Source organism: Micromonospora sp. 4G55, from assembly GCF_016803375.1.
The window spans coordinates 1-11,885 of record NZ_JAEVHN010000017.1 but is presented as its reverse complement, the minus strand read 5'-3'; the positions used below and the strand labels follow the sequence as shown (position 1 = coordinate 11,885).

The 11,885-nt window shown below is 70.7% G+C and carries 9 protein-coding genes; 8 read left to right on the top strand and 1 reads right to left on the bottom strand.

Annotated elements, in window-relative coordinates; genetic code table 11:
* The first annotated feature begins 140 nt into the window (after nt 1–140).
* From JNW89_RS03225 to JNW89_RS03190, 8 genes are all read left to right on the top strand, one after another.
* Entirely contained in the window at nt 141–281 is a 141-nt protein-coding gene (locus JNW89_RS03225; RefSeq protein WP_238447622.1) for a hypothetical protein, read from the top strand.
* A gap of 144 nt (nt 282–425) precedes the next feature.
* Nucleotides 426–677, top strand: coding sequence for a hypothetical protein (locus JNW89_RS03220; RefSeq protein ID WP_238447621.1), 252 nt, complete (start codon nt 426–428; stop codon nt 675–677).
* A 12-nt stretch (nt 678–689) separates the two neighbouring features.
* On the top strand, nt 690–836 hold the full coding sequence (locus JNW89_RS03215) for a hypothetical protein (RefSeq protein WP_238447620.1): 147 nt from the start codon (nt 690–692) through the stop codon (nt 834–836).
* Nucleotides 837–988: 152 nt separating this feature from the next.
* Nucleotides 989–4,759 (top strand): hypothetical protein, encoded by a 3,771-nt coding sequence (locus JNW89_RS03210; protein WP_238447619.1) that lies wholly within the window; start codon nt 989–991, stop codon nt 4,757–4,759.
* Nucleotides 4,756–7,497: a BREX-2 system phosphatase PglZ gene (gene pglZ, locus JNW89_RS03205; RefSeq protein ID WP_238447618.1), complete on the top strand. Its 2,742-nt coding sequence runs from the start codon at nt 4,756–4,758 to the stop codon at nt 7,495–7,497. The genes JNW89_RS03210 and pglZ overlap by 4 nt, the downstream gene beginning before the upstream one ends.
* Nucleotides 7,494–8,819, top strand: coding sequence for a BREX system ATP-binding protein BrxD (brxD, locus tag JNW89_RS03200; RefSeq protein WP_238447617.1), 1,326 nt, complete (start codon nt 7,494–7,496; stop codon nt 8,817–8,819). The genes pglZ and brxD overlap by 4 nt, the downstream gene beginning before the upstream one ends.
* On the top strand, nt 8,819–9,553 hold the full coding sequence (locus JNW89_RS03195) for a DEAD/DEAH box helicase (protein ID WP_238447616.1): 735 nt from the start codon (nt 8,819–8,821) through the stop codon (nt 9,551–9,553). The genes brxD and JNW89_RS03195 overlap by 1 nt, the downstream gene beginning before the upstream one ends.
* Nucleotides 9,508–10,923, top strand: a complete 1,416-nt coding sequence (locus tag JNW89_RS03190; protein ID WP_238447615.1) for a helicase-related protein — start codon at nt 9,508–9,510, stop codon at nt 10,921–10,923. The genes JNW89_RS03195 and JNW89_RS03190 overlap by 46 nt, the downstream gene beginning before the upstream one ends.
* A gap of 72 nt (nt 10,924–10,995) precedes the next feature.
* On the opposite strand, the gene JNW89_RS03185 is transcribed toward JNW89_RS03190, so the two are convergent.
* Complete coding sequence (locus tag JNW89_RS03185; RefSeq protein ID WP_238447614.1) at nt 10,996–11,523, bottom strand: hypothetical protein; 528 nt, start codon at nt 11,521–11,523, stop codon at nt 10,996–10,998.
* Between the last annotated feature and the right edge of the window lie 362 nt (nt 11,524–11,885).

The following is an 11,885-nucleotide window of genomic DNA, read 5'->3' as shown; positions in this document are numbered from 1 at the left end:
ATCATCCATGAGGTCGCTGTCCCATCTTTGTCCCATGCCGGTGACGTGGGTGTCGCTATCGGGCGAGGCTGACCACATCGGTCCCGGTGGTGCCGGGCGGGGCAGCCCGGGCTGACGGACCGGTACCGACGAGTCATGAGATGGAGGAGCAGATGCCCCGTTCGCCGGAGAACAAGGAAAGCCCCAACGCGAGTGAGACCAAGCCCCGCAAGGAGGTCTCGGACCGCACCAAGTCGGCCCTCGGCAGCGCGGCCATCAAGGGCGCGCAGGGCTCGAAGTAGTCGGCGGCACCGGTGGCGTGTCCCGGCAAGCCGGGGACAGGCCACCGGTGCTCAACCGGCCGCACCGTTCCCTTCCCAGAAAGGCACTGATCTTTCCTTAACGGCGGGTTCGAGCGGTTGGCGGTGCTCACATCGCAACGGGTCATGGAATTCAAGCGAAAGCTCGAACGCGAGATCGCCGTCTCGGAGGTCGCCGAGGTGGAGCGAATGGTTCACGTGATTGGGACGTTCATGGTGCTCATCATCAGCAAGAAGGCGCTTCCCTACGCGCCAATGCGGAACTCGAACAGCGCCGCGGGGATTAAGTTCCACGAGAACTCCCTTCTGCTCTACATGTCCACACCGGACATGGCGCAGCACTTCGCATCGCTTCTGGACGGTGCTCGAGGACGCTGAGGTGGCTGGCCGATGACCAGCATCGGCCAGCGCCAGCGGCGGGAGTGGCAGCGCGGGTCGCACGGAGTGACCGGGTCACGAGGGGCGACCGTCGGCTTGTGGCTGATCGGCGGCGTGGAAATGCAAAGTCTTGTCAGCTTCGTGACGCCCTGTCAATGACATGTACCGGACAGTGCCTCTGCCGATCGTTCATCGCCCCGGACGGTTCGTGTGACGGGATACGCCTGTTCGTACCAGACCCCGTGGCGGTGTGGACCCGCTCCACACCCAGGGCGGATGCGATCAGGACCTCCCTCGGTACGGTATGCAGCATGTCTTCGCCCACCCCTGCGCCGCTGCTCCGGGAGTTCATCGAGATCCCGGAGCGCACGAGCCAGAGCGACTTCGTGCTCAAGCTCGCCGACAGTGTCGCCGACGCCGACGCCACCCTCCGCGACTATGTCGTCACGGATCGGTTGCTCGGTAACTTCGACGAGGCGCTCGGGCTGATCCGCTCCGCGGTCGAGGGGCACGCCTCGAAGGCGGCCTACCTGCACGGCTCCTTCGGTTCCGGTAAGTCGCACTTCATGGCGGTGCTGCACGCGCTGCTGCGCGGCGAGGCCGCTGCCCGGGGCCGCGATGAGCTGGCGCCGCTGGTCGCCAAGCACAGCGTCTGGCTGGACGGTCGAAAGTTTCTGCTCATCCCGTACCACCTGCTCGACGCCCGCTCGCTGGAGCAGCGCGTCCTCGGCGGCTACGTCGATCGGGTCCGCGCGCTGCACCCCGACGCGCCCATCCCGGCGGTACACCGCACCGACGCGCTGCTGGATCAGGCGGCCTCGCTGCGGGAGAAGATCGGTGACAAGCAGTTCATCGACGGCCTGCCCGGCGGCGACGTCGAGGACGAGTGGGGCGAGAGCGAGACCTTCTGGACGACCGAGCGCTTGGACCAGGCGTTCGCCGGCGCGTACTCCGACGAGCTGCGCCGCAAGCTCGTGAACGACCTGCTGACCAGCTGGAACAAGGGCTTCTTCAGCAACGCCCGGGAGGACGCCGAGGCGTTCGTTTCCCTCGACCGGGGCCTGACCGAGATCAGCCGGCACGCCAAGGAACTCGGCTACCACGGCCTGATCCTCTTCCTCGACGAGCTGATCCTCTGGCTGGCCAACTCGATCGGCGACCAGCAGTTCGTTTCCCGCGAGATCCAGAAGATCACCAACTTCGTCGAGGGCGGCGACACCCGCCGGCCCATCCCGGTGGTCAGCTTCATCGCCCGCCAGCGCGACCTGCGCGAACTCGTCGGCGAGGAGGTCACCGGCGCCAACGAGCTGAGCTACCAGGACACCCTCAACCTGGCCAGCGGCCGGTTCGACGTGATCAAGCTGGAGGACCGCAACCTCCCGGAGATCGCCCGCCGCCGGCTGCTCAAACCCCTCGACACCACGGCCGCCGCGGCGATCGGCAAGGCCTTCGACGCCACCACCAAGGTACGGCGGGAGGTGTTCGACACCCTGCTCGGGACCGACTCCGGCAGCGGCGCCGACATCGACGCCTTCCGGTCGACGTACCCGTTCAGCCCGGCCTTCCTGTCCACCCTCGTGCACGTCTCCAGCGCCCTGCAGCGCTCCCGGACCGCGCTGAAGCTGATGCGCCAGCTCCTGGTCGACCGCCGCGACACACTGCGCCTCGGCCAGCTCGTCCCGCTGGGCGACCTCTACGACGTGATCAGCAGCGGCGGTGACCAGCCCTTCACCGAGAAGCTCAAGGCCGAGTTCGAGATGGCCCAGAAGCTCTACGACCTGAAGCTGCGCCCCTACCTGCTCAGCCAGTACGACCTCAGCGACGACGATCTGGAGGCCGCCCGTCGGGGCGCCGCCCTGCCGGGCGACGTGGCCGGGCGGGTGCGCGCCTTCACCGGCGATGATCGGCTGGTGAAGACGCTGCTGCTGGCCGCCCTCGCCCCCAGTGTGCCGGCCCTGCGGAACCTGACCGCCCGGCGGCTCTCCGCGCTCAACCACGGCAGCATCACCAGCCCGATTCCCGGCGGTGAGGTTGCCCAGGTCAACCGCAAGCTCACTGACTGGGCCGGCCGGTTCGCCGAGATCCGCATCGGCGAGGGCGACGACCCGATCGTCTCGCTGGAGCTGGTCGGCGTGGACGTCGACAGCGTCCTCGCCACCGCCAAGCACTACGACAACGAGGGCGCCCGCAAGCACATCGTCCAGCGGCTGCTCTGGCAGCAGCTCGGTGTGCCGTGGAGCGACTCGTTCTTCGCCGAGGCCGGGCTGAGCTGGCGGGGCAGCCGCCGCGTCATCGAGCTGGTCTACGGCAACGTGCGCGACGCGAACGACATCCGCGACGAGGCGTTCCACCCGAACGACCCCGCGGGCTGGCGGATGATCATCGACTACCCGTTCGACGACGGCAGCCACGGACCGGCCGACGACCGGCAGCGGGTGCAGGACCTGATCAGCCGGACCACCTCCCGCACCGTGTGCTGGATCCCGGCTGCGCTCACCGTGGAACGCCTCACCGAGCTGGGCAAGCTGGTCATCATCGACAAGCTGCTCGAGGGGCAGCGCTTCGACAGCCATGCCGAGCACCTCAACCCCGACGACCGGCGCCGGGCGCACGGCGCGCTGACCAACCAGCGCAGCGCGCTGCTGGCCAAGATGCAGGCCGTGCTCCGCCAGGCGTACGGGCTCGCCGGCAAGCAGCCCACCGACGTCGTGCTCGGTTTCGATGACCACCTCCAGTCGCTCACCCGGGCGCTCGTGCCGAAGCTGCCCATGGGCGCCACCTTCGACGACGCGCTGCGCAGCATCGGCGACCAGATGCTGAGCCAGCAGTTCCCCGCCCACCCGGACTTCGACCCCGACCGCAAGGGCGACCCGATCCGGCTTGCCGATGTCAAGGTGGTACTCGACCACGTCCGCCGGGCCGTCGAGTCGCCCGAGGGACGCGCCGAGGTCGACCGGACGCACCGGCAGACCGTGCGCCGCATCGCCAACCCGCTCGGCCTGGGCACCATGCACGAAGCCGCGTTCGTCATTGGCGGGGAGTGGGTCCAGCACTTCCAGCACAAGGCGGCCGCCGAGGGCATCACCGGCGAGTTGCGGGTGGCCGATCTGCTGGGCTGGATCGACGACCCCAAGCCACGCGGCCTCGACCCGATCGTCGCGCAGCTCGTCGTGGCGACCTTCGCCGAGCAGACCGACCGCGCCTTCTACTTCCACGGCAGCGAGGTGATCCCGGCTCCCGAGCTGGGGAAGATCACCGGGGATCACACGCTCCGCGAGGAGCGGCTGCCCAGCGAGGAGGACTGGCAGGCGGCGCGCGCCCGCTCCGCGGCTATCTTCGGCGTCCAGCCGCTCGACCTGCGCCGGGGCCGGCTGGTGGCGCTCTTCGGCCGCGACCTGGCCACCGATGCGCGCCGGCACCGCGAAGCAGCCCACGGGCTGGTCGCCCGCCTGGAACAGCACGCCACCTGGCTGGGCATCGACAAGGAGGCCGGCACTGGACGGCTGGCCACCGCCCGGGCAGCCGCCGACCTGCTGGAGGCGTTGGCCAACGGAGGGTCGGCGGTGGAGACCGTTGAACGGCTCGCCCGCGCTGAACTCGCCGGCCCGGCCGACCGGACCGGTAAGAGCATCATGAGCGCCGCACAGGTTTCGGCGGCGCTCGCCGCCGCGCCCTGGGACACCTTCGAGATCGTCGCCGGGCTGCCCGAGCCCTACGCGGCCGAGGCGGCGGTGATTCTCGCCGAGCTGCGCCGCGTCGCCCAAGCCGACGAGCTGACCGCCCCGCTCGCCCTGGCCCTACGCCGCGCCCAGACCGACGCGACCGCACTGTTGCGTCGCGCCACCCGCAAGCCGGAGTTCGTCCACGTGCCCGGACGTGACGATGACAAAGTTGAAATCGTCTATCCGCGCCGCCCGATTGAAGAGGAGACGCCTCGAGTTCCAGAGGGCGAGGACGACATGCCGAACGGCCGGATCTCGGTTCCGGCCGGTGATCTCGACCGGGCCGTGGAGCAGTTGCGCGCCTTCGCCGCTGATCATCCCGACGCCACCATCGAGGTGACCTGGAGAATCGTGCCGTGACTCAGGCATCCGCACCATCCCAGGCGCTGCGGATCAACCCGGTGGCGCTGCGGCAGAAGGTGACGCAGCAGCTCGACCGGCACCGCAACGGTGACGCGTACCCGGTGATGGTCGTGCGTGCGGAGCCGGCCTGGCCGCACGACCCGGCGATGCTGCTGCCCGGCGGACGCCCGGCCCGGGTTGTGCCGTGCGTCTCGCCGCTGGCCATCTGGGAGCACCTCGCCGCCGACCGCGGCGACGAGGTGCTGGTTCTGCTCACCGACATTCCCGAGTCCAGCCTCGGCCACGGGGTGCGGAGCCGGATCTTCCGGCAGCGGGTGATCACCGTCGAGCCCTGGGACCTGGTCGTGGACGCCTTCGGCGCGCAACTGCCTGACAGCGCCCTGGAGCGGGAAGGCTGGGCCGGTGAGGCGCTGCTCGACGCGATGCCGCCCGTCGGCTGGCCGAAGCTCACCACCTCTGTGCTCACCCGCGACGTGGCGCTGCGGCACCTCGCCGCAGTACGCCTCGGTCTGGACCGCCGGGGTGACAGCCCCGACGACCTGGACGTGACGACGCTGCTGCGGTGGAGTGCCGAGCCGGGCGCGGTCGAGGCGTTCGGGCTGCTCCGGGAGGGGGAGCGCGACGGCCTGGCCGGGTGGCTCATCGAGCAGTTCGGGCGGCCCGCCAAGGCGCTCTTCGCGCTCATCGCCGCGGGGCATGGCGCCGACGCGCTTCCGCTCGGTCTGGTCTGCGACGCGCTGTGGACCACGGACAGCGCGGAGGCGGTGCGGGCGCAGGGGCGGATCGACCAGTACTTCGGCAACCTCAACGACGATGCCACAGTGCAGGGCTTCGCCGGCGCCGCGGTGCAGGTGGTGAGCGCGATGCTGACCGCCCGCGACCGGGAGACGCGGCTGCAGGGAAACGCGGTGCTGGACCGGGCCGAGGAACTCCTCATCCAGTTCAACGCGACGCTAAGCGCCGGCCACAGCCCGATCCTCCGCACCGGCTTCACCCGACGTGTCACCGCCGCCGCGCAGGCGCTGCGGGCCGCGCTGCGTGACCCGGCCGACCGCATGCTCGACGACGCGGTCGACGCGCTCGCCGGGCACCGGCTGGCCGACGTGGAAGCCACCCGGCTCAACCGGATCCGGATGGGCCAGCGGCTCGTGCGGTGGCTCGGCACCGAACAGGAGCCGCCGGCAAGTGTGGCCCACGGGGTAGACCAGCAGATCGGCCAGTGGGGCTGGGTCGACGTGGCGCTCAACCACGTCTGGGCAGGCGACGACGCCAACCCGGAGCTGCAGACCGCGTTCCGAGAGATCCACGACCGGGCGCAGCAGCGGCGGCGGGACCTGGACCAGGCGTTCGCCGGGCGCCTCGCGGCGTGGGCCACCGCCGGCCCCGGCAACGATGGTGGCCTGCTCACCGTGGAGAACCTGCTGCCCCGAGTCATCGACCCGCTGGTCAAGGCCGACCGGCCGGTGCTGCTCGTCGTTCTCGACGGCATGAGCGCCGCCGTCGCCGTGCAACTCGCCGACGAGCTGTCCCAGCACTGGGTCGAGTACGACCCGCTCGCCGGTGCCGCCTCCGGCCGCCGACGGGGGGTCGTGGCCGCCCTGCCCACCCTGACCGCGGTGTCCCGGACCTCGCTTTTCGCCGGCGCGCTGCGCGCCGGCACCCAGGACCACGAGAAGAAGCTCTTCGCCGACGGTCGGTGGGGCAAGGGGTCCCGGATCTTCCACAAGGGGCCGGCCAAGGGTGGGGCCGGCTGGGCGTACGCGGGCGAACTGGCCGACGAGGTCGCCGGCACGGCACCCGTGGTGGCCGTCGTCATCAACACCGTGGACGAATCGCTGACCCACGGCCGCGAGGGCGACGAACCCGGCTGGCAGCTCGACGACGTCGGCTTCCTGCGCAGCCTGCTCGATCAGGCCCGCTCCTCCGGACGTGCCGTCGTCATCACCAGCGACCACGGGCATGTGTTGGAGCGGGGCGGGCAGCACGTCAAGGCCGCCGACGCCGCGTCCGCCCGGCACCGCACCGGACCCGGCCCCACCGCCCCCGGGGAGGTGGAGCTGACCGGCCCTCGGGTGGTGGCCGACGGCAAGCGGATCATCGCGCTGTGGGATCCGATGCTGCGCTACCGCCCCAGCAAGGCCGGCTACCACGGCGGCGCCTCACTCGCCGAGGTCACCATTCCGCTGCTGGCGTACCTGATGCCGAACGCGACGCAGCCGCCGGCCGGCTGGGCTCCCGTCGAGAGCAGCCGACCGGACTGGTGGGAGGCGTCCGCGACCGCTCAGGTTCCGGCCGCTCCCGCGGCTCCCGCGCCCGCACCCCGGTCCCGCCGCAAGGCGCCGGCCGTCACCGGGGACGCGCTGTTCGACGTACCAGAGGTGCCCAGCGCGCCCGCCGCGGCGCCGCCGGCCGGAGACGGCGATCTGGTGACTTCGGTGCTGGCCACCGAGCTGTTCGAGGCACAGCACGGCCTGACCCCGCGCAAGGTGGACCGCAAGAAGATCGAAGCGGCGTTGCGCGCGCTGGTCGACGCCAAGGGCGTGCTGCCGCTGGCCGTGCTCGGCCAGCGGGCCGGTGAGCTGCCAGGGCGGGTGGGTGGATTCGTCAACACGCTGCAGCGGATCTTCAACGTCGACAACTATCCGGTGCTCTCGCAGATCGACGAGGGGCGTACGGTCAGACTGGACATCGCGCTGCTGCGGACGCAGTTCGGCCTGCCGGGGGGTGGTCCGTGACCGCTGTCAGCCCGGCTCGGCGACGAGAGGTCATCGATGCGTTGCGCCGGGGTGCGGTCCCGTCGGCGGGCCTCGACCTCTTCGCCGTCGGGCTCGACCGGTTCGCTGGCGCCGTGGGGGAGGACCTCGACACCGTCACCGCAGGCGGTTCGGTGTTCAAGGCCGTCCGGGGTGAGTACGGCTCCGGCAAGACCTTCTTCACCCGCTGGATCGCCGAGCGGGCGAAGCGGGCCAACTTCGCCACCGCCGAGGTGCAGGTCTCCGAGAACGAGACCCCGCTGCACAAGCTCGAAACGGTGTACCGGAGATTGACCGAGCGGCTCACCACCTCGACCTTCCCGCCGAGCGCCCTGCGACCCGTGGTGGACGGCTGGTTCTACGCGTTGGAGGAGGACGTCCTCGCGGCGGGAGACGTGGCGGCCGAGGACGCGGACGCCCTCGATCGGGCGGTCGGAGTCCTGCTCGACCAGCGGCTCGCCGCGGTCAACCGCACCGCCCCAGCCTTCGCCGCCGCGCTCCGCGGATATCGGACCGCCGCGCTCGCCGGTGACCAGGCGACCGCCGACGCGGTGCTGGCCTGGCTGGGCGGACAACCACACGTCGCCGCATCCGCCCGCCGGGTCGCCGGGGTACGGGGCGACCTCGACCACTTCGCGGCGCTGAGCTTTCTGCAGGGCCTGCTCGCGGTGCTGCGCGACAGCGGCCATCCCGGGCTGCTGCTGGTCCTCGACGAGGTGGAGACGCTGCAACGGGTCCGCTCGGACGCGCGGGACAAGGCCCTCAACGCGCTGCGCCAGCTCATTGACGAGGTGCACTCCGGTCGCTTCCCCGGGCTCTACCTCGTCATCACCGGCACGCCGGCGTTCTACGACGGGCCGCAGGGCGTGCAGCGGCTCGCCCCGCTGGCCCAGCGACTGGCGGTCGACTTCACCACCGACGCCCGGTTCGACAACCCTCGGGCGGTGCAGATCCGGCTTGCGGGCTTCACCGTTGACTCGCTGGTCGAGCTGGGCGGCCGCGTGCGGGACCTCTACGCCGACGGTTCCGCCACCCCGGACCGGGTGCGTTCCCTGGTCGACGACGCGTACCTTGGCCAGTTGGCGCAAGCCGTCGCTGGTGGGCTGGGTGGCAAGGTGGGGGTGGCGCCCCGGCTGTTTCTCAAGAAGCTGGTCGGGGAGGTGCTCGACCGAGTCGACCAGTTCGACAGCTTCGACCCTCGACAGCACTACGCGCTCACTCTGTCGACCGCTGAGATGACCGACATCGAGCGGAACGCGACCAGGGCCGACGAGATTTCGCTCGACCTCTCCGCGGACCGCTGATGGCCGGCGCGGACCTGCTACACCCGGTCGTGCTGCACCACGTGGTGAACTCGCTGCAGTGGCCCGGACTGCGCCCCCTGCAGGAGGCGGCCGTCCAGCCACTGCTCGCCGGGGACGACGCCCTGCTCCTCGCACCGACGGCCGGCGGCAAGACCGAGGCGGCGGTGTTCCCGCTGCTGTCGCGGATGGCTCAGGAGAACTGGTCGGGCACGACTGTGCTCTACGTCTGCCCGCTCAAGGCGCTGCTCAACAACCTCCTGCCGAGGCTGGAGACGTACACCGGTTGGCTGGGCCGCCGAGCCGCGCTGTGGCACGGGGACACCACGATGGGGCGCCGTCGGACGATTCTCCGCGAGCGTCCCGACGTGCAGTTGACGACACCCGAGTCGTTGGAGTCGATGCTGGTCAGCGCCGCCGTGGACGAGGGCGAGTTCTTCCGCCACCTCCGTACGGTCGTCGTGGATGAGGTCCACGCGTTCGCCGGCGACGATCGGGGCTGGCACCTGCTGGCCGTGCTGGAGCGGCTCAGCCGGGTGGCGGGTCGGCCCATCCAGCGGGTCGGGCTCTCCGCGACCGTCGGAAACCCCGACGAACTGCTGCGCTGGCTGCAGGGCTCCGGCCGCACTAGCCGGCCAGGCCGCGTGGTGTCGCCGGTCGCTGTGGCCACCGCGTCCGCGCACCCGGCGAGGTGGAACTGGACTACGTCGGCTCTGTGCACAACGCCGCCAAGGTGATCGCCGCGTTGCATCGGGGCGAGAAGCGTCTGGTGTTCTGCGACTCGCGGGCGTTGGTGGAGGAACTCGGCCAGAAGCTGCGCGAGATGCAGGTGAAGACGTTCCTCTCCCACGCGTCCCTTTCCGTCGAGGAGAGACGCCGGGCCGAGGAGGCGTTCGCGCAGGAACGCGACTGCGTCATCGTGGCGACCAGCACGTTGGAACTGGGTATCGACGTCGGCGACCTGGACCGGGTCATCCAGATCGGTGCTCCACGCAGCGTCGCCGCGTTTCTGCAGCGCATCGGTCGGACCGGTCGGCGGCCGGGCACCGTCCGTAACTGCCTGTTCCTCGCTCTGGACGGTGACGGGCTGCTGCACGCGGCCGGGTTGCTCAACCTGTGGCAGGAGGGCTGGGTCGAGGCCGTCATGCCGCCGCCGGAGCCACGGCACATCGTGGCCCAGCAGATGCTCGCCCTGTCGCTCCAGCAGCACCGGGTGGGTGACCAACTGTGGCCGGAGGAGTGGAACGGACTTCCACCGTTCGACAGGAGTGCCGAGGTCATCGTGCGGCACCTGGTCGAGCACGGGTACCTCGACTCGGACTCCGGCATGCTGTTCATCGGTCCGGAGGCCGAACTGCGGTTCGGACGGCGCCACTTCATGGACATGCTCGCGGTCTTCACCGCGCCGCCGGAATTCACCGTGCTGTCGGGGCGTGCCGAGATCGGTCGGACCGACCCGGCACTGCTGACCGCGAAGGTGCAGGGACCCCGTCTGCTCCTGCTCGGCGGACGCAGTTGGCGGGTCACCCACATCGACTGGAAGCGGCGCCGCTGCTTCGTCGAGCCGGCGGACGGCGGTGGCAAGGCGTTGTGGATGACCGGAGCCTCACCGCAGGGCCTGTCGTACCGGATGACCCGGGCCATGCGGGATGTACTCGTCGGTGCCGATCCGAAGGTCGCGCTCACCGCACGCGCCACGACGAGGTTGGCGGCACTTCGCGATGACGCGACCGCCACGGTGCACGCCGAGGGCTCCGTGGTGGTCCGGGACAGAGAGGGCGAGGTCCGCTGGTGGACCTGGGCCGGTTTCCGGGCCAACGCGACCCTGATCGCCACCCTGAGTGACCTGGCCGACCCGACGCAGCGGTACGACGACGCCAGCATCCGGCTGCGCTCGGATCTGGATCGGGAGATGTGGCGGGTGGCGACGGCGGACGCTGGCCAGCGCATCTGCCTGCCTGACGTGACTGAGAAGGCGCTCGCAGGACTGAAGTTCAGTGCCGCCTTACCGCCACGCCTGGCGGCCGCAACGCTCGCTGTGCGGCTCGCCGACGTCGAGGCAGCCGCCGCGGTCCTCAAGGAACCCGTGCGGTTCGCCTATCTTTGATTTGCGTCGGCTGGGGCTTTCCGCAGCAGGCGCGTTGGCTCGGCGAGGAACTGCCAAACTCCCTAGTACCCGCTAGGTGGCGGCGGCGCAGTACACGCACTCGTTGCGCTCGGACCAGTCCTTGCGGTCCAGCGTCCCCGGATCGATCGCCCGGTGCCCGAAGTGCCGGCGTGCCGCCATCCGGAACGTCCACAGCTTCTCGGCGAACCGGTGGTACGCCTCGTGCCCCTCGGCGGTGCGCAGGTCCGCACCGGCGCGGATCAGCCGCTGCATGTCGACCAGCCGGTGGAACGCGTCCTCGCCCGCCACCACCAGCTCCGGCGTGCCGGACATCAGCAGCCGCTCCCGTTCCTGGTACGCCCCGGACTCACTCATCGCCCGGGTGGTCGCGGCGCGGTCACCGGCGGCGGTGTTGCGCAGCATGCTGTGCGCGGTTCCCAGGGCGAGCGCGAAGTCGATGCAAGTACGCCACCGGTCGAGGTCCCGGTCCCGGTCCCGGGTGTCCCGTTCCCGCCGCACGTCGACCAGGAAGCTGCCGGAGAGCGCGATGAGGGCGCCCGCTCCCGTGCTCAGCAACGGCATCCAGTCCATGCCGGACATCGTGCCATCCCCGGGGAAGCGGCCAAGATCGAGCCGAGAGGCGATTCTATGGGCGAGCGCACCGCCGCGCTGCCCCGTACCGCCGGCTCGCGCGTCTTCGATGAAGTCGGATTTCGGCAGTGGACACGACCGCCCGCACCCTCCATGCTGGCCTGCGCCAGGCATCGACGAGCGTTGCGGGGAGACCCGTACGGGGGCGCCGTCCGTCGCCGGGTGGCCGCCGCGCGCCCCCCCCGGTCGGTGTCCGTCCTCCGCGCCCGACCGCCCGTACGGCGGACCGGGTCGACGCCCCGGGTATCGCGATCTGAGGAGGACACGTGCAGGAGAAGAACACGGGCCGGCGCGCCCTGCTGCGGGGCACC